This is a genomic window from Nonomuraea sp. LP-02 (assembly GCF_036289125.1).
GTDB lineage: Bacteria > Actinomycetota > Actinomycetes > Streptosporangiales > Streptosporangiaceae > Nonomuraea > Nonomuraea bangladeshensis.
This window is the reverse complement of the sequence record NZ_JAXCLK010000001.1, coordinates 8,401,993-8,424,524: the sequence shown is the minus strand read 5'-3', so window position 1 is coordinate 8,424,524 and position 22,532 is coordinate 8,401,993. Positions and strand designations below refer to the sequence as shown.

Annotated in this window: 17 protein-coding genes and 1 pseudogene; 5 read left to right on the top strand and 13 right to left on the bottom strand. The window is 66.0% G+C overall.

The genetic code is table 11. The annotated features are described in order from the left end of the window. Positions 1-21: 21 nt before the first annotated feature. The 3 genes from SMD20_RS39580 (at position 22) to SMD20_RS39570 (ending at position 2,977) form a co-directional block, all read left to right on the top strand. Positions 22-957, top strand: a complete 936-nt coding sequence (locus tag SMD20_RS39580) for a replication-relaxation family protein (protein ID WP_329591075.1) — start codon at positions 22-24, stop codon at positions 955-957. Beyond that, the gene (locus tag SMD20_RS39575) at positions 954-1,934 is read left to right on the top strand and encodes a C40 family peptidase (RefSeq protein WP_329591073.1); all 981 of its coding nucleotides are present in this window, start codon (positions 954-956) and stop codon (positions 1,932-1,934) included. Before SMD20_RS39580 ends, SMD20_RS39575 begins: the two co-directional genes overlap by 4 nt. Before the next feature lie 299 nt (positions 1,935-2,233). Further along, positions 2,234-2,977, top strand: coding sequence for a hypothetical protein (locus SMD20_RS39570; RefSeq protein ID WP_329591071.1), 744 nt, complete (start codon positions 2,234-2,236; stop codon positions 2,975-2,977). 84 nt (positions 2,978-3,061) lie between these two features. Here SMD20_RS39570 and SMD20_RS39565 read toward each other — a convergent pair whose 3' ends face one another. From SMD20_RS39565 to SMD20_RS48475, 7 genes are all read right to left on the bottom strand, one after another. Then, positions 3,062-3,496: a ParB N-terminal domain-containing protein gene (locus SMD20_RS39565; protein ID WP_329591069.1), complete on the bottom strand. Its 435-nt coding sequence runs from the start codon at positions 3,494-3,496 to the stop codon at positions 3,062-3,064. Continuing rightward, a complete protein-coding gene (locus SMD20_RS39560) occupies positions 3,493-4,038 on the bottom strand; it encodes a hypothetical protein (protein WP_329591067.1) in 546 nt (181 codons plus the stop codon). The genes SMD20_RS39565 and SMD20_RS39560 overlap by 4 nt, the downstream gene beginning before the upstream one ends. A gap of 64 nt (positions 4,039-4,102) precedes the next feature. Then, on the bottom strand, positions 4,103-4,696 hold the full coding sequence (locus SMD20_RS39555) for a hypothetical protein (protein WP_329591066.1): 594 nt from the start codon (positions 4,694-4,696) through the stop codon (positions 4,103-4,105). 47 nt (positions 4,697-4,743) lie between these two features. Then, positions 4,744-5,190, bottom strand: coding sequence for a hypothetical protein (locus SMD20_RS39550; RefSeq protein WP_329591064.1), 447 nt, complete (start codon positions 5,188-5,190; stop codon positions 4,744-4,746). 98 nt (positions 5,191-5,288) lie between these two features. Continuing rightward, positions 5,289-6,293, bottom strand: a complete 1,005-nt coding sequence (locus SMD20_RS39545) for a DUF932 domain-containing protein (RefSeq protein WP_329591062.1) — start codon at positions 6,291-6,293, stop codon at positions 5,289-5,291. Positions 6,294-6,498: 205 nt separating this feature from the next. Beyond that, positions 6,499-7,692, bottom strand: coding sequence for a hypothetical protein (locus SMD20_RS39540; RefSeq protein WP_329591060.1), 1,194 nt, complete (start codon positions 7,690-7,692; stop codon positions 6,499-6,501). Between the two features lie 1,504 nt (positions 7,693-9,196). Beyond that, positions 9,197-9,832 (bottom strand): ATP-binding protein, encoded by a 636-nt coding sequence (locus SMD20_RS48475; RefSeq protein ID WP_442942627.1) that lies wholly within the window; start codon positions 9,830-9,832, stop codon positions 9,197-9,199. 413 nt (positions 9,833-10,245) lie between these two features. Here SMD20_RS48475 and SMD20_RS39535 point away from each other — a divergent pair, with 413 nt between their 5' ends. After that, on the top strand, positions 10,246-10,650 hold the full coding sequence (locus tag SMD20_RS39535; RefSeq protein ID WP_329591058.1) for a hypothetical protein: 405 nt from the start codon (positions 10,246-10,248) through the stop codon (positions 10,648-10,650). 7 nt (positions 10,651-10,657) lie between these two features. Here the strand turns inward: SMD20_RS39535 and SMD20_RS39530 are convergent, their stop codons facing one another. The 5 genes and pseudogenes from SMD20_RS39530 to SMD20_RS39510 all read right to left on the bottom strand — a co-directional run bounded on the left by SMD20_RS39530 (position 10,658) and on the right by SMD20_RS39510 (position 17,408). Continuing rightward, positions 10,658-11,605: an AfsR/SARP family transcriptional regulator gene (locus SMD20_RS39530; protein ID WP_329591056.1), complete on the bottom strand. Its 948-nt coding sequence runs from the start codon at positions 11,603-11,605 to the stop codon at positions 10,658-10,660. A gap of 1,085 nt (positions 11,606-12,690) precedes the next feature. Next, positions 12,691-13,675: pseudogene (locus tag SMD20_RS39525) on the bottom strand (IS5 family transposase). Positions 13,676-14,000: 325 nt separating this feature from the next. Beyond that, positions 14,001-14,384: an SSI family serine proteinase inhibitor gene (locus SMD20_RS39520; RefSeq protein ID WP_329591055.1), complete on the bottom strand. Its 384-nt coding sequence runs from the start codon at positions 14,382-14,384 to the stop codon at positions 14,001-14,003. Positions 14,385-15,720: 1,336 nt separating this feature from the next. Continuing rightward, positions 15,721-17,001 (bottom strand): methyltransferase, FxLD system, encoded by a 1,281-nt coding sequence (gene fxlM / locus SMD20_RS39515; RefSeq protein ID WP_329591053.1) that lies wholly within the window; start codon positions 16,999-17,001, stop codon positions 15,721-15,723. Positions 17,002-17,060: 59 nt separating this feature from the next. After that, on the bottom strand, positions 17,061-17,408 hold the full coding sequence (locus SMD20_RS39510) for a hypothetical protein (protein WP_329591051.1): 348 nt from the start codon (positions 17,406-17,408) through the stop codon (positions 17,061-17,063). A 291-nt stretch (positions 17,409-17,699) separates the two neighbouring features. Between SMD20_RS39510 and SMD20_RS39505 the strand changes: the two genes are divergently transcribed. Then, complete coding sequence (locus SMD20_RS39505) at positions 17,700-18,344, top strand: endonuclease domain-containing protein (RefSeq protein WP_329591049.1); 645 nt, start codon at positions 17,700-17,702, stop codon at positions 18,342-18,344. A 463-nt stretch (positions 18,345-18,807) separates the two neighbouring features. Here SMD20_RS39505 and SMD20_RS39500 read toward each other — a convergent pair whose 3' ends face one another. Continuing rightward, positions 18,808-21,654 (bottom strand): hypothetical protein, encoded by a 2,847-nt coding sequence (locus SMD20_RS39500; protein WP_329591047.1) that lies wholly within the window; start codon positions 21,652-21,654, stop codon positions 18,808-18,810. Positions 21,655-22,532 lie beyond the last annotated feature (878 nt).

The window sequence follows — 22,532 nt, the reverse complement described above, 5'->3', positions numbered from 1 at the left end:
CGCGCCACTAGGAGAATCGTCATGCCCGTCACGCGCATCCCACTCGGCTTGCCGCGTTTCGACGCCGAGGCCATCGCCTACGCCGCCGCCCGTCTCACACCGCGCGACTACCAGATTCTGGAGCACCTTCTCCATCATCGGGTACTGACCACCCATCAGCTTCAGCGGCTGTTCTTCACCAAGCCACAACCCACGCGCCGCCGTCTGGGAGTCCTGTACAAACTCAACACGATCACGCGGTATCGACCCTGGAGCCCCTACGGCGGCTCAAGCCCTCACCACTGGGTTCTCGGCCGAGCGGGGGCCGAGCTCCTCGCTCTGCGCCGCCACACCACCGTCAAAGAGCTGGGCTATCACCCGGACCTTGCCATGTCGATCGCAGTCTCGTCCAAGAGCGGCCATCAGATCGGCGTCAACGACTTCTTTGTCCACCTAGGCCACCTGGCCCGCCACGACCCCGAAACTCACGTACGGGCGTGGCTGTCGGAAAAGCAGTGCGCCAAGATCTGGGGCGACCTGGCCCGACCAGACGCCTACGGCTGCTGGTCCGAGCACGGCCATCAGGTCGACTTCTTCCTCGAACACGACACCGGCAGCATGACCCTCGCGAAGGTCACCAACAAACTCGCTGCCTACGCCGACCTCGCCGACACCACCGGCATCACCACCCCGGTGCTGTTCTGGCTGCCGAGTCGCACCCGGGAGAACAATCTCCGCTCGCTGATCACCACCGCCGACCTCCCGATCGCCACCGCCGTACAGACTGACCTCGATGACGGCCCAGCAGGACCCTGCTGGCTCCCCACCACCGCCAAGACCGGCCAAAACCGGATGCGACTGGCCGACCTCGCCAGCGGCTGGCCGCATCTCGCCCTCGGCCAGACCACCGAACAAGCCGCCACCGGCGAAGACGACAGCGAGCGCCTCTACCGCATCGTCGGCGAGGAGAGCAGGTGAAGGCAGCCGCGGCCGGCGCCGCCCTCCTGCTGCTCATCATCTTGGCGCTCCTCGCAGCCGCCACCAGTCTCCTGAGCACCTCCGGGACACCCGGCGGCGTCGCCTGCGAGGTCACGACCGCGACGATGAGCAGTATGGCCGGCGAGCCGGTCGCCACCCCGGCTGGCACCAACCAGGCCTCCGGGCCGATCCTGGACAGCGAGCAGCAGGCCAACGCAGCGCTCATCGTCCAGATCGCGATGGAACGCGGCCTCCCCGCGCGGGCGGCGGTGATCGCTCTGGCCACCGCCCTACAGGAGTCCAAGCTGCGCAACCTGCGCTACGGCCATCTGGACTCGCTGGGCTTGTTCCAGCAACGACCCTCCCAGGGCTGGGGAACCACGGAGCAGGTTCTCGACCCTCGGCACGCCACAGGCACCTTCTATGACCGCTTGGTCAAGGTGCCGCGTTGGGAACAACTCCCGCTCACTCGCGCCGCCCAGGCGGTGCAACGCTCCGGCTTCCCCGATGCCTACGCCCAGTGGGAGCCGATCGCCCAAGGCACCGTCGATGCCCTGGCCGGAACCTGCGTCCTGCTCATCCCCGGGGAGCAGATCGCCGCCGTGCTCGCCTACGCTCACGCCCAACTCGGCAAGCCCTACCTGTGGGGAGCCGAAGGCCCGGCCGCCTTCGACTGCTCCGGCCTGACCATGCGTGCCTATCAAGCCGCCGGGATCTCGATCCCCCGCGTTGCCGCCGACCAGTGGCGGCACGGCCCTGCCATCCCACCCGGCCGTGAACAGCCCGGCGACCTCGCCTTTTTCCGCATGGAAGCCGACGGCCCCGGGCACGTCGGCATCGTCCTCGGCAACGGCCAGATGATCCACGCACCCCACCAGCACGCAGTTGTGACGATCAGCAGTTACCAGCGCCCCGACCTGATCGCGTTCACCCGCCCGGCCGCCCACGCGTCCACCGGCCGACCCGATTCACGCTGACAGACGCCACCGACCCAACTGAGCGGGCACCGCCCCAGGCCGGCCTCGCCGTACAGGAACGCCCTGACGGGCCGTCGCATGGCCCACGCGGGACCGTGAACGGTCATGTACGGCATTTAGCCGCGCGGTCAACCAGCAGTGACATCACGTCGCGCTGGCACTGCCTGAAACGCCCCTCTGCCCGCCCGATCTCGGGGGCCAGCTGCTCGGTTCTTCTCGAAACTCGCAGTTACTATCAGCGACTTGGTCGATACTGCTGAGGAAGGACCCGTCGCGGCACCAGGTGAAGGAGACGCCCCATGTGCGCCGTGCGACTCGCCCCTCCCCCGCTCGTCGTCAGCCTCTCCTACGACCTCAACAACCCGATCAAGATTCGGGCCAAGCACAAAGTCGCCGGCATGCTCCTGCTCGACCGAGACCACGCCAACCGCCTCGAGCGAGGCTGGAACGTCCCCGGCGCCTACATCCTGCTCGACCGTCCGGACGCGGAGGGCCGGTGGGGAGCGTACATCGGCAAAGCCACCAACCCCGGACTCCGGCAACGCGTCCTCCAGCAGCTCAAAGACCGTGACCACTGGTACCGGGCCCTGCTCATCCGCTACGAATCCAACGACGACGAGACACTCAACAGCAGCGAAGCCGGGTGGCTCGAAAGCCGCCTCTACGACCACCTCGCCGAGGCCAGGCAGGTCAACCTGCACAACCGCAACCGGCCTCAAGACCTCACCCTCTCGGACGACGACGAAACCGGCCTGATCGACTACCTACTCCCGATTGAATGCGCTCTACGCCTCATTGGCCACACACTTCATCCCCGAAACCCCAACGGCCCAGACGGCGGCGGTCCCCTCGTCAAAATGATCAAAGGCGAGTCAGCGCCTGCGCAGGAGGCGCCAAAGCCCTACGTGAGCGTCTTTGGGTACGGACCCAACCCGTATCTCCTTCAGAACCCAACGCCTCAGGCCCTTCAGGAACGCATTGCGTTGATCAAAGCAGGCAAGCATCCTCGAATCATGGAAACGAATTCCCCCAGGCCGGTGTGATCCGGTGGTGCAGAAGGTCTGCCCCGGCCAGCACACTGTCTCTGTGCTGGACGGGGCATGCCTCCTACGCCACCGGATCAGGCGCTACGGCAAGTAGCCCTGTCCCTTCTCCCCGCCGAAGATCCGGCAGGCGAGTTCCTCCTCGGTCGTGAGTACCACGGCGGGCAGCTCTGCCACTCCCATGGCCAGGGCCTTGTACAGGCGGTGCCAGCCGTCGATGATCAGCATCCCGCCGTTCGGAACGGTAGCCACGATCAAGGGCTCGGACAGATTCACCTGGGCGGCGTGCTCGGTGTCGATGGAGACCAGCCGGAGCATGCCCGCCCATTCCGTAGGCTCGATCCGACCCTGCGGGGTGCGGGCGCGGGTGAGCTTCTTGGCGGTGGTGATGTCCCACCTCCAGGCCAGCATCTGGAAGAACTCCAACCGCGAGCTGTCGGCGCGGTCCGGGGCGGGTCCGCTCGTGGTCGGTGACTCGGGCACGCTGGAGGGACTGCCGGAGGCGATGCTGTTGCTCATGCCTCCGCCTCCTGCCCCGCCGAGCTGCCGAGAGCCTGCTCCGCCGGGGAGGCCGGCACAAGTCTCGTGACTTGAGCCAGGAAGGTTCGAGCCGCGTCTTGCCGGATGAGGGCCAAGGCCCGCTCGACGTGGGCCAGGGCGAGCTCGTGCTCGCAGCGCAGCCCAAGGACTCTGAAGCTCGTAGCGGTGTCGAGCACGCTGGAGTCGTCATCCTGGTACGGGCTGATCCAGGAGACGAACCTGGCCACCGTCTGCTCCGGGGTCAGGCCTTGGCCGTGCTGGATGTGCCGGTCGACGAGCAGCCACCAACCGGCGAGTGTTTGGGCGTGCAGGACGTCGTAGAGCACCTCGGCGCTCAGCCGCTCGCCTCGGCCCAGCCGCCGTCCGATGGTGTCGGCGTTGTGCTTCCACATCTGGCGGGCCTGCTCGATCACCGCCTCGACCGACAGCGTCTCGCGCTGAGCTGGGCTAGAGGCGGGGGCGCTATTCATGCCGCTGCGTACGCCAGGTACGGAGGCGTCGGTGCGTTGCGGGTTACCCATGGAACTGTCCTTTCGTTGGGTGATGACGCCAGCGACGGAAGCGCTGACACGGCCGGTCGAATGGTCACGGCGCAGCCGCCCTTGTTGAGGGAGCCGATGGGACCGCTACCGGGTTCGGCGTCGAGCCGGTGGCGTGGCGATTGGGCAAGGGAACGCCTGAAGCCGGAACACCGGCTCCGTCACTGGGCTCGGCGAGGTGCTGGGTGAGAAGCTGGCCGCTGGCGGTGAGGAAGTCGCGGGCGGCGATGCGTGAAGCATGGGCGATTGCGTGGTCGAACAGTGTGCCGGGTCGGGCGACCGGAGGCTCCCCGGTCAGATAGTGGCGGGCCCAGGAGCGCACCCGCCGTACCGCGTGATCGGAGGTCAGCTTCTTGCCGCTGATCTCCTGTTCCGCCAGATCCCACCAAGCGCGGGTCGCGCGTGAGTGGGCGGCGGCGAACAACTGCTCGCTGGAAAGCCAACGCCCGTTCTGCAGGGCGATGACCACCTCGGCCGCCGCCGCGTAGTAGGCGTGGCGCGCGGCGGCAATCTTCTCTGCGGTCAGCTCATCGAAGGAGCGTGCGTCTTCGGCCGGACCAGCGCTGGGCCCGGATGCGAACGTGGTGCCGCCCTGCTCGCCATTGGGGCGCGCGTAGCCGGGCTGGTAGTGGTCATCCATGGATGGCGTTCCTTTCGTCGGGTTACATGAACGCTGAAGGGTGAGGATCATGGGGCGGCCGCTCGTCCGGCGACCTGCCCATCGCCGCTGTGAACCGACGCTGGTGCGACAGCAGCGGAAGGCGTGGTGAGTGCGTCGGCGAGCGCCTGGGTCGCGTCCAGGAAGGCACGGGCGCCGCCTCGACAGGACTCGGCCATCGCCAAGGCGAACAGACCACCGTTGGTCAGCGGGCGGGCGTTGATCAGCAGTTCCTGCGCCCGTTGCCGGACGATCAGCAGCGCGCTTGCGCCATCAACGGTCTCCTCGTGGCCGCAGATGAGGTCGGTGACCTGCTGCCACCACGACATCCGGTGGTAGGCGTAGGCGATACGGCCCAGGTCCTTGCCACGCAACGTCCCCTCATCGTCGAGGCTGGCGAGGCGGTTGAGGGCCTCGCTGAGCTCATGCCGGGCGAGGTTGGCGTTGTGCAGGGCTAGGTCTTCGAGTCGTCCCATGGTGAACTCCTTGGTTGGCGGTTGGTGGGGTGGGACGGCGTGCAGCGCCGCAATATCCGGTACGGCCCCACACCGGGGCCGTACCGAGCACCTGGGTGTCAGGCGGTGGCCAGGAGGCGGAAGGCGCGGGCCTTGATCTTGGCGTTGTCGTGGTCATCGAGCAGGGCCCGCTCCGCGCGCACCGTCGCGACATCGCGGCTGCCGAACACCGGACTCTTGTGATCCAGCCGCTCTGTCACGGCGTTGTACGCGGCCCAGCGCGTGTTACGGATCGGCTCCTGGGTGGGGGCCTGCGCGAACAGGTACTCCAGCTCGCGCATGGTCAGGTCGTGGTTCCGCCTGGCCAGCTCCTTCGCGTCCGAGGGGAGCGGGTGGAGGCGGGTGGCGAACTGACGGAACTCCTTGAGGTCCATCGGAACGGCGAGGAGTTTCTCGGCCTCGGCGGCGAAGGCTTCGCCATGCTTCCACGTGAGCTTGAGTGCCTCTCGGGCCTCCGCGATGCGCCCGGCCACGTTGCCGGTATGCCGGACAGTGAACTTCGAGGCGTGATTCGCCAGCGCCGCCCGTTCGGTGTTCGCGCACACCACCCGTACCGGGGTCGCAACGGTCGTGAACGCGCCCCACCCGTCATGCCGAGAGAACGCCGCCAGGTAGAGGTCTATCTGATCGAACCCACCGACCATTAGCGGCTCGGGGAGGCGCATGGTTACGAACACCCGCCGCCCACCGTTCAGCGAGCCGCCCGTGTCGAAGATCGCTCCCGACTCGTCCACCAGCGTCTGCAGGAAGTCGGTGACGTCCTCGTTCTGCAGGATCTGGTAATCCCTGCCGACACGGCCGAGGCGCTCCGGCTGGCCCGTGACCGGGTTGGTACGCACCACGAGGAAGTCCTCGTCCGTGACCACCGGCTGGCCGGTGACCGGGTCGGTGACCTGACCGACCGGCACCTTGCGTACATTCCACCCGGCGAGCTGGGCGTTGGACAGGAGTTCCTCGGCGGTCATCGGGCCAGGCGCGGTGTAGCCGAGCCCGTGCCAGCCGGGCTTCCCTGCGGCGGCGAATCCGGCCGAACCGTTGGCGAAGATCTCGATCTCGTGAGCCATGACAGTGCCTTTCTGATGCGTGATGTGATGTGCGGACATGCGGAACAGACGCGGTGGTGCGGGTGGTGGTGTTCCGGCTCCGTACGGGCCGATTGGTGGAAGCGCCGTACATCGGCGCGTTCCGGTCCGGCAGCGGGCGGGTCTGTAGGGGTGTCCCACCCGCTACCAGATCGGGGGCGTGCGGGCCGGTGAAGGACGGCCCGGCTCAGCTGCCGTAGGAGGCGACCTCCGCGTCCGCCTCGCCGTCCGCGTCGGCGGTGGCGAGGGCGAACCGGCGGGGCCGCTCACAGGACAGCACCGCCTCGCCGAGACTGACCAGGCGATCCAGGGCGTTGGCCACCGCACCGGACGAACGGTTGATGACCTTCCCGATCTCGTACGGGGTGAAGTCCTTGTCCGGGAACGCGACCAGGTGCGCGTGAACCATGTCGCGCAACCCGCCCTGCCGCACCATGTCGCCCGCGCCCGCGCCGCTGGCGGACGTGCCCGAACGGTCACTCGACCCCGCGCGGGCCGGGGCGACGGTGCCGGTCAGTACCGCTCGCGCGGTGCGGTGTGCCGAGGTGACCTTCGTCATGGCCATCTCCAGGCATCCCAACGCCATCACGGCGTTCCCCTCGTCCTTCGCCAGGATCGCCCCGCTGAGCAGGCTCGCTATCTCGGCGAGCTCCGCCTTCGCGCGTGCCCACGCCGGGTCCTCCGCCTCCGGCTCAGGCACCAGCTCCGATGCGGCGGCCTCGGGGGCCGAGCCGAGGTCGCTGTCCGTTCCGTCTGGCTCCTGACCGGCCGCCTCGTCGGCATTCAGGTCCTCCGGCTGGCTGACCGGCTCCTCGGTCAGGTTCCCCTTGTCGGCCCGCTCATCGACCGGTGCTGGGCCAGTCGCCACGGCGGCGGCCTGGAGATCCTCCTCCTCTGGCGCAAGCACCACGTCAGCGTCCGGCGTGTCCGTGTTCGGCGTGGTGACCTCGGAGGGCGCGACATCCGGTGCTCCCAATGCCGGGGCCGAGACGGAGTTGTCGGTGCTGTCGGTCGACTCAGCGTCGGCGGTGATCGGGAACCACCGGTCGGCCGCCCGGCCGCGCATGCCGCCGTCGCTCACGCCCAGCTCACGGCGGGCGCGGCCGTCCGCCTCGAACTGGTTGAGGATCTTGCCCGCCGCCATCCGGCTCAGGCCGGCCGCCGCCCCGATCACCGTGGCCGACCCGCCCGGCTTGGCGTTCAGCGCCGCCCACACCGCCGCTACGCGCCCATCCGCGTCCGTGGCGGGGTCAGCCGGGGTGGCGGTCGCGGGGCCGTCAGGCGCCGTCAGGGGCGCAGCGTCGTCTGGAATGGTGACGGCGGTTTCGGTGCCAGCGGGAACGGATTCGGTAGCGGTCATTTCCGAGTTGTGAATCGCCATTGCGTGACGCCCTTTCCGGTCGCGTTACCGGCCTCCGTGCGGGCCGGTGTTTTTTGTTTGCATCACGACCATCCCTCGCACATAACCAGGCTCGCAAGTCGACCGGGCAATAAATGTCGTCACCCAAACGACTGGAGAGGCTGCCCTAATAGACCCATCACTGATCTGCGGCAACGACTCAATGAAAAACTCGACATTATGATCCTGCCCGGTTCTTCACACATTTCATTGAACGACGGCGAACGATACCTGAATGACCGAATCCGCGTTTCACATCCCGAGACTTGTTGAGGTGAAGGCACTGCTCGCCGCTCAGAACGAGGCCAGCATGGGGGCTGGCCAGCGTCCAGGCGAGCGGCCGGCCGCGATGCCGCTGAACGCAAAAGACACAAGAAGACAGAACGGAAGGGATGCAAATCGAATCCCGCAGCCATTCATGCGAGGGCGCGCACATATTTAAGGAGTCGCCCCGAGGCGATTCGGGACAGCCATCGCAACAGCCGAAAGCCGTCTGACCTAAGCGAAAGACACACCAGGGTTGTCGTGCTCTCAGCGGCAACACCGAACGCGACAACAAAACGTGACACCGGACGCGACACCGAACAACGCCCAGCTATTGAGCCCGCAACAATAGGCGCGACACCCGCGCTGCCAGGCTCGCTCTTGCACTGGGCGGTGGGTTCGCCTCTCCCCTACGCGAGGCGAACCCACCCTGGCCCACCGGATAATCCCTTCGTGCCGGACGGGCGGACCGGTATCGACGCCCACCTGCACGCAGGATGTCAAGCCCGCGCTCCCGCATCACTCGCGGGCACGGGGCATACCACCACTCAGGCGACGACAGCCGCTACTGCGCCGGGCCTCTCCCGAGCGCGCCGATGACGCGCCCCGCCTTCGCCAGCAATAAGCCGGTCGCGGCCCGCCTCCTGGTCACCCTCCCCGACCCGCACCTCCAGCTGGGAGCGGCCCCGACGCCTACCCCATGGCCACCGCAGCCACCCATGCGGCCGCCGAGCCCGCACCGGGCCAGCAGCAGCTACCGCCCACGTGTCCGTCCCCGACCGTTCGGCGGCCAACACCCCTGATGGCGGCCCAACAGGCGTCAGCGTGCCGCTCAGCCCCGTTCCCGCATCACCCCCACGCGCCTCAGTCGCATCCGCCCCCAGCGGCAGCGACACGGTCAGCTTCGACTGCTCTGCAGTCGACAACTCGGCCAAGATCGGCAGGACCCGGCTGGACTCCAGCGTGCCTCGCCGGCCAACACCGGTCACGGCTGAGTCTGACTTGAGCGTGACGATCTTGGCCGATATCGATGAGAGGGTCTGCTCCAGCTCGCCGGGGCTAGGGGCGCTGATCATGATTTGCTTGCCGCGCATCGCTAGCCACCGGTACCGCACCACGAGGAAGGCCCAATCGGGCCTGGCCCGGCGCAGCACGGCCAACGCCTGCTGCGCCCACGGCTCCTGCCCGAACTCGGACGCGGACTCCTGGGCCGCGTGCGATCTCAACTCGCCTCCCACAAGCCCCATCGAGGGCCCAGGCCGGCGACCTCCTTCCCGCAGGCCGAGCAAGGTTCACTTCCCAAAGCCATCAAGACGTCGGAGAGGCCGACCGAATGATGGCCCGATATCTCGCCCGCAGTTTCCTCTACGGGTGCACAGTCATGGCAAGCGGTGGCACGATCAACCGCCCCGACCGCCGGGCTCTGACGAACCGCGTCACTTTTTGGAGGTACACAGGCAGTTTCGCTGTTGAGAGCGAGGTCGACCCAGACCGCGTGCCCAGTACTCGCATCACCAGCGACGCCCATCCGGATGGCCAGCTCAGCCACTCCGAGCAAGCCCCGCCCGCACTCAGCCGTCTCGGGTACCGAACCGGGCCTGCGGGCGAAGTCCGGGACGCAACCGCCGCCCAGGTCATAGACCACGATCCGGGCCACGTCCGTGCCACGCAGTACGTCCACCACGAAGAAGCCCTGAGCTTGCCCCGAGCGCGTGTGCCGCAGTGCGTTGCTGACCAGCTCAGCCGTCACCCACCGAGCATCATCGGCCCGCCCGGTGCCGGCCAGAAGCTGCTCGACCATCTGCCGCGCGGGAGCCGACTGATCCGCCCTCCCAGCAAAGGCCCGCCGCCAAGTCATCCCACTCCATAGCCGTGAGGAGCGGAACGTCGACATCACCAGCCCTGGCGCCAGATCCGGGAACTCCGCCACCCGCGGTTGCTGGTGACAGGACCGTGACGTCTGGTCCAAGATCGCGTGCTGATTGCGGTTGTCCATGCTGGTGTCCCTTCCGGTCACGCCCCGGCCGATCCCGGAGCGACCAGCACGATCACGCACCTCGCTGCCCGAATCACATCCCCAACCCACACGCCCACCGGCACCGCATCCCGACCTGCGGCCACACTGACGGTGGCGCCGCCAACACACGGCGATCAGCTCGGCGATCACCCCATACAGGGACTGGAGCTCCTGGCCAGAGCCCGCCTACCGTCACCGGAATCCCGACTCGGGGCCCGCATATCGCACGCTGAATCGCCAAGGGGGACTACCTCATGTCCGGCACCGCATACCAGACACTTCTCGATTGCCGCCGCCGCACCCGGTACCTGCGCCAGCATGGCTTCACCACTGACCAGATCGCCGTCATCCTCGCCCTGGATCACCCCGCCACCCCACTACGCCTCTACCGATACGCCACCGGGCTCACCGCAACGCAGACGGTCGATGCCTTCCACCGACTCGCCGGAACGAACGGAGCAGGGCTGCGCGAATCCCGCCTGTATGACTACGAGAACTGGCCGCGAACAGGTCGGCGCCCCTCGATCTTCACCTTGTGCCTGCTGGCTCGCATCTACGACACTCACCCCGTCCATCTGCTCCCGGTCGACGCTCTGACCACCTACCTGGAGCGGGACCAGCACACCATCCGCTACCTCGGATGCATGGACAGCTCCTGAAATACGCCTATCCGATGAGCCGCTCGTACACCTGCCGAGCCTGTGCACTCGGCACCGCGTCGATCTCCGCCATCCGCTCCTTCAACAGCTCGAACGAACGCCGTACCGCGGGCAGGCGCCCCAACTCACCCTGGATCGACATCAGCAGGCACCACAGCACCTCGCTGTGCGGATCGACGCGCTCCACCGCCAACCGCAGCACGTCCACCGCTCGATCGGGGTCCTCCGTCCGCGCCAGCTCAGCGAATTGCTCAGCCGCATCCACTGCCTGCCGCTGAGCGGCCCGCCGCAGCGGGAGCACCCAGAGATCATCACGCCCATCCAGCAACGGCCCCCGGTACAGGGCCAGCATCTCCTGCAGGGCAGTAAGCCGAGCGGCCCTGCCTTCCACGGTGCCCGTTCGCACGAAGGCTGCCTCGAACCTCCACAAGTCCACATCGAAGTAGGCGGCCGCCAATTGTCGGCGCTGTCTCACCTTCACCACAAACTTCACGCCGGCCCCGACACCGGACGCCTGCCGCATCACCTGATTGAGCTGCCGAACCGCCGACTCCAGCAGACGACTCCCCCGGTCACCGTTGCCCGCCCACAGCGTGTCGATGATGCCCTCCGTCGACACCCCTTCCGGTGATGTCGACAGCAACGCAAACAGGTCGGACGCCTCTGCGCGGCCGAAAGACACCTCAGTTCCCCTGTACGACAGCCGCGGCGCTCCCAGCACTTCGGCCTTTGCTTTCCCCGCAGCCGCCACGAACTGCGATGTCAGCGCTACGGAGGTCGACGCTCCTGCTGGGCCGTCCAGGGCGACGCCGGTTTCACCTGCATCTGTCTTGGTCCTGGCCAACCGAGGCGCGCCGACATCGGCCTCTTCCTCAGTCTTCTCTTCCGCTTCCTCCATGCGACAGTCGCCGGCAAGGAACCCCGCCACGGCCGCGTCGTTTTCCGGTGCCGTCACAGGGGCAGCAGCAACCGAGTCGTGGCCTCGCCCGCCTTCGACGCGGTAGGTAGTAGACCCCGCCGAGGAACCAGAGAGCGCAGAACCCAGCCGAAGGCGCCGACGGATAATCAGCGCACTCCCTACGAGCATGACCAGCAGCCCAAACGCCAGCGCGGCGCCAAGCGGTCGCGTCCCCTCAGACGAGGCCTCAATACGATTCCCCGTCATATTGCCTGCACCACCACTCGCGGCTGGCAACAGAGACGATCGAGATATCGAGGGCGATGGGGAGGGCAGCGGCGAAGTGGTCGGCCTGATTCGGACATCACGCTGCTGCAAGCGCGCACCGTTGTCCTCATCGCTCCTGCGGTCGACGCGCCTGATGTTGTCGCTCCTGACCGGAGCGGACTCCGACGGCGGATTTGGTCGCCAGACCGTCTCCCGCCTCCTGCGCGGCTCGTATCCTCCGCGCCGCTTGCTCGGCACAGGCACAGGCACGGCCACGGGCGTCGGCCGGGAAGGCTTCGTCCTGGAGGGCGAACTCTTCGGCGTCCATTGCACCCGGGGTCTCGACGATGGCTCCGTATTCCCCTGCATCCTCCGGGCCTCGGCTATTCGCCGTCCGAGATCGACGGGCCGGCCCTCCACCAGGTCTCCGTGGACCAACGTGCATAGCTTCTCGACGTCGAACATCTGACGCGCCTGCTCCGAGACCCATTCTGTCGGACAATAGGGATCTGCACGAGCCAGGGCCACGCTTGGATCACCCAGCAAATTGAACGTCAACACCCCTGCGATGATGATTCGGCACAAAAGCTCAGAAGCTTCGCTCTTCCGGTCATTTGCAAGGCATTCCCGAATCACCAGGTTCCTCCAGAGGGGTTTGACTACGTCAACGATTTACCATCACGCCCCTCGCATCACGACAAGGAAAGAGAATACGCATCACAAAGACTTGAAATCACCCCGACCTCGCACTCGCACTCTCATTCCAGCACTCCAGCGCTCAGCCCCTACGGCATGACACGAGGGCCAACGAACCGCACCAGAGGCAAGGTGATCGCACTGGTAGCCTGCGCCAGGTCTAAGAGCTGTTTCTTAGATCAGGTGCGAAGCCAGATGATCAGGGCGGCCAGAGTGACCGTGCCGAGGAAGATGTAGGCGCGTTTGTCGTAGCGCGTGGCCACGGCCCGGAAGTTCTTCAGCCGGTTGATCGCCCGTTCCACGACGTTCCTGCCCTTGTGGCGTTCGGCGTCGAAGCCGGTGGGCCGCCCTCCGGCCGTGCCGCGCCGGCGGCGGTGGGCGCGTTGGTCACGCGGTTCGGGGATGGTGTGGCGGATCTTGCGGCGGCGCAGGTAGACGCGGTTGGCGCGGGAGGAGTACGCCTTGTCCGCGGCCAGGCTGGCGGGCCGGGTGCGCGGGCGGCCCGGCCCCCGCCAGGGGACGCGGATGGTCTCCAGCACCCCGCCGGAACTGCGGGCTGTCACCGTACTGGCCTGGCGTCAGCACCAGTGACAACACCCGGCAGCGGCCGTCTACGACAGATGAATCTTCGTGGTGAACCCACCGCGGGAACGTCCTAGGCACTCCCCAGTCTGACCACCTCCGCCAGCCGGGCGGCCAGCGTGGCCAGCACCGGATCGCCCCGGTTTGCCCTGGCGGCTTCCCCCTTTTGCCGCCCGCTCGCCGTTGGCGGGGACGGTGGTGCCGGTGAGGGTGGGGTGCGGGGCGCGCCGGCGGCGTGCTGGTGAGCCCGCACGGTGGTGGAGTCCACGGAAATGTCCCAGTCGATGCGGCCCTCGGCGTCCTGCTCGGCCTGGATCGCGGTCAGCAGCAGCTGCCAGGTGCCATCGGCCGACCAGCGGCGGTGCCGTTTGTAGACCGTGATCCAGGGACCGAACCGCTCGGGCAGGTCACGCCAGGGCAGCCCGGTGCGTGCCCGATACAACACGCCGTTGATCGTCTGCGGTGGTCATTCCACCGGCCGCCCCGCTGGCCGCCTTCGGGCAGCAACGGCTGGAGGCGCTCCCACTCGGCGTTCGTTAAGTCACCTCGACCCGTGAACCCATCGTGACGGTCTAGCCACACATGGTCAGCGGATCCAAGAAACAGCTCTTAGGGCTTGCCATGCGCCTTCGAGGTCACCGTCCGCAGCCCTTCGGCAAGCGCGTCAAGAAGGGGAACAGCAGCAAGGCCGGCATTTTCAAGATTGAGATACCGCCAGCGCGCGAACAGGAGGCCTCGCCTACTCGGACAGCCGGGGCCGCCGAATACGGACCCGGCCCCCTGTTGCGACCGTCCAGCGAAACGGGGATACCACCGCCGGCATCCGGCATTCTCGCGCTTTGCGCGGTGTGCGCCCGCAAGATTCAGCCCAACCAGTCAAACGTGTTGGCCCAGGCTGCGAGCCCGATCAAAAGCGGAAGATAGTACCCGTCTGAGCATAAAGTTCACAGACGTTGGGAAAGGTCTTCTGCCAGCCGATGGACCGATTCTGCCACACACCATCCATCGTCGCCGTGACCGAGCCTTTCTCGGCGCACCCGCGACGCGGACGACTGGGGAGACGGTCGAGGTCGCCGTCAACGGCATCGATCGCGGCACACGCAGCCTCACCATATGGGTGGCCTTCCGTCGAACTCGGACACTGCATGAAAACGGCCTTCAACGTCGTGCCCCCGTGGGCCGTGACGGAGAGGAAGACCGAGTTCGACCGGGCAGCACCGTAGGCCGGGATGGCCGAGAAGATGACACCAGCACAAAGACCAGCATTGGCGACCAGCAGAGGCAGGCGCATCGACACTCCAAACGCTTCGTGGCGTAAAGTAGCTATAAGACTACAGTAAGTATTAACCCTCTGTCTGGTATCCCCTCAGCCAGCCTCACGAGACCGAACCTCTTCTCTTCGAGCCGGGGCCTCACGCATCAAGGGCCCGGCCTCCACCTCGACGTGCTCAGAGATGCGTGCTGTCCATGGGGATGGGATCGCCCGGGAGCCCGCATGGAATGCCAACCCCATAAATCACCACGGCAAGATCAAAGCCGCGGAACACCCCCAGAGCCGGCAGCTACGCTACGTCACGTAACGATCAAGAGCATCGGGGAGCCGGGCATGCCTGACAAGGGTGAACGACCACGTGGACGAATGCGCGCCAGAACGCTGCTGCAGGTAGGCGGAGTCACCGCCACCGCAATCGCAGCCGCGATAGCTCTGGGCGGTGCTGGGACAGACACCTCCGGCGCTCGGCAGGACTCCTCCCCTCAAGTCCCGAACACTCTGCACGGCGTCACCGGCAACGCTGCCTCCATGTCTTCTTTGCCGGGGCGCAAGACGACCACTTCATCCACCTCCACGACACCAGTGTCACTGGCCCTCCAGCGCCCAAAGATCGCCGAGCGAGGCGACCGCATGGACCTCGCTAAGGACGTCCGCCCGGCCAGAAACCGTGAGCTGCACAATCACCACCAACTCCTCCGCCCACGGCCATCGGTCGACCCCGCAGCCGAGCGTCGCTCCCCGCGGTCGAATCCTCGATCTAAGCGCGCACCGAGCCACCCGCACCCAACCTGGTCGGACGCTGTCGGACTCGGCGGGACCCCATCGCTGATGGCCATGAGGTGCGACGAGTTGTTCCCCGCTCACAGAAGTGAGTTCCGGATTCGCAACATCGCTTGTCATAGGCTTCTCGGCTGATTCCGCCTCCGTGATTGGGCCCGACGGCGAGTGCGCGGGCCAGAGCCCGCGCGGTGGACCTCCGATTGTCAGGGCCGAGCCGTAGTAGCCGCCGTCAGGGCTGGCAGGAGGTCAAGCGCGCGTTTCGGAGCTCGACGAGGGGTCACCCTGGCTGAGCAGCGCCCACAGCCGATCTTCGGCATGCCGCACGACCGCGGCCAGAGTATGCTCGTGGACCTGAGGGAGACCCTGGCTCCGAGCCCTGCAGCGGTTATCACGGCGTCGAGGGTTGCTGCTGCTGTTCAGTCATGTGGGAGCGCATCTCCGGATGGCCGAGGACGTCACGGGCAACGTAGGCGTCGGTGGAAGCCACCTCGACGAGCGCTGCACCCACGGTGGAGCATCATTACGGGGTCCCCCTCCTCCACGATCGCGCTGCTGCGCCGAGGGGGCACGGAGGTCAGGTCCAAGCCATGATCAGCTGGGTGTGGCGCTTCCGGAAGATCCGGCCTATGGCGGGAGCCGGCACCGCAGCGTCCGCGGGGTGGAGGGTGAACTGTGGCCCTGGGTGCCGGCGCCAATCGCGGTCCCACCTCTCGACGTGATCAGCAAGCCGCCGGGCGAGTTCGGCGCCGCGGCAGCCATGACCGTGGATACCGAACTCGTGGTGGACTTGCTCAGGCTTGTCGTCTCGGTGCACTTCCCGGTAGGTCAGGTAGGCGAAGCTGTCGGGTGTCATGAGGGCCGGGCAGAACCAGCGGAGAATGAGCCTCACCAGGTCACAGCCCCGATCCGGGTCCCGCCAGATCAGGCCGAAGGTATCGTCCACGGTCGCCGTCCACAGGCCCAGAGTGTCGAACGGTTCGCCACTGGCGACGATGACGCCTGTCCACAGCTCGGTGGGGTCGCCGGCCAACGCCTGGTCGAGTGCGGCGGCATCTAGGGTGGGGCCGCCGTCGATCGTCAATGTCACCGCTCCGTCCCCCAGGCTAGCCACCTGCTCCTGATGTGCTCCTGCGCCCTGGATCGGCACGAACCCGCACACCGTAGGGTTCGAACCGACGAACCGGTCGCCGTCCCGGACGAACGTGATCGATCTGGTGAGGCCGCAGAAGCGCAGCGGAATGACCATGCGGCCGCCCGAAGCCAGCAGGTGTCCCCAAGGGCAGTCCCACGCACCGACTGTGACGAGGATGGCGTCATAGGGACCGAACTCCCCGGCGACGTGCTCGGCATCTCCGAGGATCACCTTCACGTGCGAGTAGCCCGTTTCGGTGAGGAAGCGGGCAGCTCGCTCGGTGACGAACGGGTCGACGTCCACGGTGACCACCAGCCCTTCCACGCCGACGATCTCAGCGATCAGGGCCGCGTTGCAGCCGCCGGAACCGATCTCCAGAACTCGCGCCCCGCGTGTGAGTCGCGCCGCTTCAAGCATCTCGGCTTGCAGCCATGGCGCGCTGACGGAGCTCGTCGCCTTGCCTTCAGCGTTACGTTTGATGATCACGACGTCGAAGACAGCGTAGGCAGCGGCGAGGGACGCCTCGGGAGCGAACTTCTCGCGCGGGACCTTCGCGAATGCCTCGGCGACTTCCGGGGAGCGGATCGACCCGCGTTCCTTCAGCCGGGCGACCATGTCGGCGCGTACCACTTCGGAGGAGTCAGATGATGACAGGGTGTCGATGGCCACTCGCTCGATGTTAGCTTCGGGCGGCCTCAGCGAGACTGCTTCACGCTTCTTCATTGAAGATCCACTTCCGTGACGGGCCGCGCGTAGTGAGCGCCGCCATTGCTCACAGCGGGTCAGCGAGCTGGCGCAAGGTCAGGTCGCGCGGCGACTACGTCTCGGAGGAAGGTTCGCTTGGAGTAGTACGTGCGTTCCTGCGTCAGACCACGCGCGGTGAGGTACTCCTGGAGCCAACGGCTGATGCGTTCCATCTCCGCCAGCACCTCGTCCTGGTCGTGGTCCAGGACGCTGCGCGAGCGTCGATACTCCAGTTCGCATTGAGAGAGCACCACGTCAGGCGCGGCAAGGAGCGAGCAGTGGTCGAGGAAGATGCCGTAGATATGGCTGGTGACCACCGCTGACGGCCAGCTTGTCGAGCGAGATCTGTCGGTGCGGAGAGCTAGGGTGTGCTCACCCTCGATCACTGCCCGAAGGGATACTAGATGTCATACAGGGACTACCTGAGCGACATCACCGAGTTCGGCCCCTGCAGGTCTTGTGGCTGCACCCCCGAGACCCAGTGCAAGGGCGGGTGTCAACGTGACCAGAAGCGGTGGCGACCCAGCGTGGGCCTGTGCACGGCGTGTATGTCCAGTAGAGGCGCCGAGGGCTGCTACCCAGGCACCAAGTCCCACGCTAAGCGTGGTAACTCACTCTCTGAGGCCCAGATCGAACAGTTCGGCGGCAGAGTGTGCCACATCTGCGAGAACGGCGAGATGCTGGTGAGCGGCCTGGCGCCAGCGGACCAGCAGGGCTGGCGCGAGATTCAGCCCTACCGTCACCTCTGGGACCCGAGCACCTGGGTCGGCATGATCTGCAGCATCACCAACGCTCGCGGCCGCGCGTTCGACGGCTGCTCCCGCTACCTCGGGTACGTAACCCGCGGAACTCCCTACGGATCCGTACGGCGCCTGCGTGCCCTCGCGCACTACCGCGATCACCGGCTAGACCTGATGCCCTATCTCGACACTCCCGTCACCCAATACGACCGGGACGAGACAAAGCGACGCCGCAAGGACTTCGACATCTCGCCTGCCGAGGTCGCAGCCCTCCGCGCCGCGGCCGGGCACAAGTGCCAGATCTGCAACCGGTCGGAGGCCGAATCTGTCCCTGCGGACCGCCGGCACCGCCTGGTGATCGACCACGATCACGAGACCCATCTGTGGCGCGGACTGCTCTGCCCCGAGTGCAACAGCAGCATGAAGTTCTTGGATTACGGCCCTCGCGAAGATCGCGAGGGCTACTACAGTAACGCCCTGCAGCTGTTCAGCCGTGTTGATGGTGTGCGGGTCGCACCGAACTACGACAAGCTCCGTGCAGGCAACAAGGCCAGGGCAGAAGCCCGACGCCTGGCGAGGTGAGCCACCTGCTACGGCCCGGCGCCCTACCCGCTGCTCACGTCGCTAAGGTCTACTGCGCGGGCCCCAGCCCTACGATCACGGCTGCTGCGGTTTCTGAGTTCCTACCCCTGATCGCCATGGCTCTTTCGGCGCCGCCCTACCGGCGCCGAGGCATCCACTTCCTGCCGCCCGTCGCGGACACGAAAGCCTCGTCCTATCCCGGCCAACCGCCGTACGTGCCGCCCCACTGGATCTGCACACCCGAGAACTTTCCCGGAGACAACGGCACCATAAACACAGGCTGGGGGTGAAGTCCCACAGAGCGGTAAAACTGCGCCTCCCGGCAAGGTTTGCCAAGGTATGCGTCACGTGGCGAGATCGTTGATCCACCACTCGGCGGGACACCACCCGACGGACAATCCGAGCAAGAGCAGCTTCTACGAACGCCATAGGTTCGACAAACCCGAAAGTTGCGCGTTGGGCATCAGTTCGCAGCGTCAATATGACGATGAACAGCCAGCGCTCGGCGTGCCAGTCGACGGACAGTGTGCCGTCGATCCTCGCTCAAGAGCTGAAGAACGTCTGATGCCGGCACCTCGGATCGCCCGAGGTCGTCTGCCAACGTTCGGCGCACGATCACGGCTGAGTCACAGGCGAGACGCCGCCCAATCTGCTCGTCGCGTCGCCCCGGGGTTCTCACCCAACGAGATGCCGCCAAGGCGCGGACCGCTGGCTGTGGATGCCCAACGAGAGCTGCTGGGGAAGCCAGATCAGGGTGCTGAGGAAGCCAGTACAACGCCCGTACGACCGCACAAACGGCCTTCTCATCACCTGAGCTTAGGAGGCCTAGTCCCACCGCTTCGACCTGCAAAGCCTGTTCGATGCTGCATGTGGTGCTCGCCAACTCCACGCCGCACACAGCGAGATTGCTGCGACCGAAATCTATGCGGAACAGGCTGAGGGGATGGGTGGGCGCGAAAGGGCCGTCGTGAGCGGTGGCGTCCTCTTCACCCCTCGCGAAGGACATGGCCATCTCGAAGAGCCGCTGCCGGGTCGAGGCCGACAGCGATTCGGCCAAAGCGTCAAGCGCCGCCATCGCCGCGCGCCGGTTCGCGGCAATCTCCCGGCGGTCCTGAGCCTGCGTGACCAAGGCGTCGGCCACTGCTTCCCGATCCGCTTCAGGTAGTGCCGTGACCAGACTTGCCCGCCAGTTGAGACCGCCCGCGAAAGCAGTCACGCCCTGCGGGGTCGCGTATGGTGCCAGCAATTTGTCACGCGCTCGGAGCGCCATCGTCATGTCGGAGAGGTCATGGTTCATCCGCACGAGCAATCGCGCAGCCGTTGACCTTTCACCAGCCAGCGTCTGCAACCCTCCGGCGAAGAGGTCCGGGTGCTGGACAATGGCGATGCCTGCGAGATTCGCCACCTGGTGGGAGATGGGTGCATCAAGCTCGATCATGCGGATGAGTTGACCAGCAGCCTGTTGGGCCAACTCCTCGTGCCCGTACAGGATCCCGACCAGCGCGTTTATGTGTGCCTCGTCGCTGAAGCGGTACTTGCCATCGCCACGCTCAACCAAGGGGTCAAGGATCTCCAGCAGGCGGGAGGCCTGAACAGGCGTACCTCTCTCGACCAATGCGGCGACCAGTTTGAGGGCCGACGATCCCGTCGATGGCCCAATCCGGCTCTGCCGGATGCGGCCAGTCTGACAAAGCTCCCATTCACTCAAGGCGATAGTCAGAAGGTCCTCGACCTGTTCATCAGGAACCAGATCGGCTTGCATCGCCATTCCAGTGAACCCCGCAGCCCGCGAATCAGGTACGGGGCTGGTGAGGTAAGTCGTCAGATCGAGGTAGTCCTCCCCCAGATCTCCGAGAAGCTTCGTGATGGCCTGGGTCTGTCCTGCGCGAGCGTAAAGAGTGGCGGCACGAGCGTGTTCGCCGGTTTCAGCGTAGATGTCGGCGAGTAGGTCGAGAGTGAATTGCTCGGTGGCAACATGAGCTGACGTAACCGCAGCACGCAGAGCTCGACGAGTGGCATGAGCCGCACGCGCATACTTCCCACGTCTCAGCGCGGTGCCCGCGTCCTCGATGTAATTCCTGCGATGGGCGGGCAAGACAGTTCCGCCGCTGGCGCGCATGGCCTGGGCCAACGGATGTGTTTCCGTCCAAACTCCGTCCGGACCGTAGATGGATATGCACAAGCGGACTGCATACAGCCATTCGGCGGTGTCGTCTCCGAGACCGGCGAGGGCGCCGGCGTTGATGGCGTCCCACCAGATCTCAATTGCTGCACCGGCTGCGCCGGTGAGCATGAGATGGCGGGCGTATCTGGCCAGTACCAACGCGATTTCCGGCGGTGCCAGGCGTCTACGCTGGGCAGATGCAACGATGTCCTGCCAGTCTCCGGTCGCTTCCGCGACCACAAGGCTGAGCCGGGTCCGGAGGATCCCAGTTGCTTGGCCGACTGCCGCGGAGAAGGCGGGCAGGCGCATCAGGATCAGATCTAGCTGCTCACTGGCGATCGCGGCCTCGCCCAGCGCCACGATGTACTTGGACAGGTGATCGTCTTTAAGTTCGGCCAGCGCATCGACTGCGGCCGCGAGGGCGGTCCAATCATCCAGAGCATGCCACGCTGCGGAATGGACTGCCAAAGCAGCGGCGGCGCGCTCTTTTGCGGGCGAGTTCAGGCTCCCAGCGTGCGCGAGCTCGCCGAGGCGGCGGTGGACGCCTATGTCCTCGTCTGGGCCTTCAGTGTGCGCGTATTGCTCGACGATGTCGGCGTACAGGATCGCCGCGCTGTCACTGTCGCCGCCGGCTTCCAGCGCCGAGCCAGCGCGAATGATCATGAGCAGAGCATTGCCTCGATAACCCGCTTCTGTCAGTGACGTCGCGATTTCACGAAAAAGCGCGGCGGCCTCAAGCGGCTGATTCGCTTCGTCGGCAACCGCTCTGGAGAGCTTCTCGGCGAGCCCCGGTATCGCGTCGACCGGCCCGCGAGTCAGCGCATCGGCGCGGACGGTGTTGTCGAGCGCCTCAGAGGATTGGCCGAACAGAACAGACCGCGAAATGTTGAGGTAGCGGTGAGCGATCCACCGCAGATCGGAATCGCTGAGCCTTTCGGCCACAGCACGGCCGTCAAGGATTTCCAGGTCAAGCTCATGCTCCCGAAGCGCCCACGCTTGAAGGGTTCGTCGAGCTTTCGGGGTGATGTCGTGCACCGTGAAGGCGTAGACGTTGTTGACCTCACGACCCTTCATCACCTCGATGATATCGGATTTAATCTTGGCCGAAATGTTGCTTTTTTGAAGGGTGCAGATGCCGACGATCATTCGACCACTCGCCGGAGAGTCCCTTGCTCCAAGCAAGCGGTCGGGGACGAAGCTTCTGAAACTCTCGAAGTCGCGCCCTTGATCTCCACCCGAAGATACAGGACCGGTAGTGGGGATGATGTTGCGAGTGATCCTCGCACGCGCGAATTCGCGACAGATGTCCTCGAATGTGTGATGCCCATTCCGGCCCGACAGCCCCAGCAGTGCATGAAGAACGGTCTCTGTGACCACATCGGGCGTTTCGCCGAGCCAAGGTTGCGACACGGGCCATGAGCATAGCCGCAGGGTCCGTCGTTTTCCCTCGAACGGAACGTCGCACCTGTCGATCAGGCTTCTGCCAGGCTGGCCATGGCCAGGTTGGCAGGACGTGGGAACTGATTAGCGCCGCAGATCCGTGCGGACCTAACCCAGGTTGGCTCAGCGTACGGTGTACCGCCCGGATAGTGAGTTACGTGCCCTGAGCTGCGATTAAGCGTGTACCGCTTTAAGATCCATCGCGTAGGGGCTTGAGCTGGGCGTTCTTCGGTGTAGCTTACGCGGCTCCTGACTTCCCAAGGATCTTCGCTCACATACTGCTGGCCACCATGACCGTTCGCTCGGCGGGTCGGCAGCCGGTGGTCGAGGGCGGGGCGCATAAGGCACGGACGCAGGGTCCAGCGATCATGGTCGAACCTTTGCTTCGGCTGCTGTCCGATTCCGGGCTCGATCGCAGGTATTTATAGGGGTGACAGGGATCAGGTGGCCCAGGTGATCGGGCCACACCACATGCATTCCAGGCCGACGCCCGCGAGACGGCCTCTCATCTCCCTGGCAAGCATGGGCGCCTTCCGGCGGAGAAAGCCGTCCTTGCTCTGTGGCGACTCGAAGCGAAGATCGGT

Excerpts from the sequence above, each read along its gene's own strand:
- SMD20_RS39580 (WP_329591075.1), top strand. The coding sequence starts at position 22 with ATGCCCGTCACGCGCATCCCACTCGGCTTGCCGCGTTTCGACGCCGAG.
- SMD20_RS39570 (WP_329591071.1), top strand. The coding sequence starts at position 2,234 with ATGTGCGCCGTGCGACTCGCCCCTCCCCCGCTCGTCGTCAGCCTCTCC.
- SMD20_RS39565 (WP_329591069.1), bottom strand. The coding sequence starts at position 3,496 with ATGAGCAACAGCATCGCCTCCGGCAGTCCCTCCAGCGTGCCCGAGTCA.
- SMD20_RS39560 (WP_329591067.1), bottom strand. The coding sequence starts at position 4,038 with ATGGGTAACCCGCAACGCACCGACGCCTCCGTACCTGGCGTACGCAGC.
- SMD20_RS39555 (WP_329591066.1), bottom strand. The coding sequence starts at position 4,696 with ATGGATGACCACTACCAGCCCGGCTACGCGCGCCCCAATGGCGAGCAG.
- SMD20_RS39550 (WP_329591064.1), bottom strand. The coding sequence starts at position 5,190 with ATGGGACGACTCGAAGACCTAGCCCTGCACAACGCCAACCTCGCCCGG.
- SMD20_RS39545 (WP_329591062.1), bottom strand. The coding sequence starts at position 6,293 with ATGGCTCACGAGATCGAGATCTTCGCCAACGGTTCGGCCGGATTCGCC.
- SMD20_RS39540 (WP_329591060.1), bottom strand. The coding sequence starts at position 7,692 with ATGGCGATTCACAACTCGGAAATGACCGCTACCGAATCCGTTCCCGCT.
- SMD20_RS48475 (WP_442942627.1), bottom strand. The coding sequence starts at position 9,832 with ATGACTTGGCGGCGGGCCTTTGCTGGGAGGGCGGATCAGTCGGCTCCC.
- SMD20_RS39535 (WP_329591058.1), top strand. The coding sequence starts at position 10,246 with ATGTCCGGCACCGCATACCAGACACTTCTCGATTGCCGCCGCCGCACC.
- SMD20_RS39520 (WP_329591055.1), bottom strand. The coding sequence starts at position 14,384 with ATGCGCCTGCCTCTGCTGGTCGCCAATGCTGGTCTTTGTGCTGGTGTC.
- fxlM (WP_329591053.1), bottom strand. The coding sequence starts at position 17,001 with ATGAAGAAGCGTGAAGCAGTCTCGCTGAGGCCGCCCGAAGCTAACATC.
- SMD20_RS39505 (WP_329591049.1), top strand. The coding sequence starts at position 17,700 with ATGCTGGTGAGCGGCCTGGCGCCAGCGGACCAGCAGGGCTGGCGCGAG.
- SMD20_RS39500 (WP_329591047.1), bottom strand. The coding sequence starts at position 21,654 with ATGATCGTCGGCATCTGCACCCTTCAAAAAAGCAACATTTCGGCCAAG.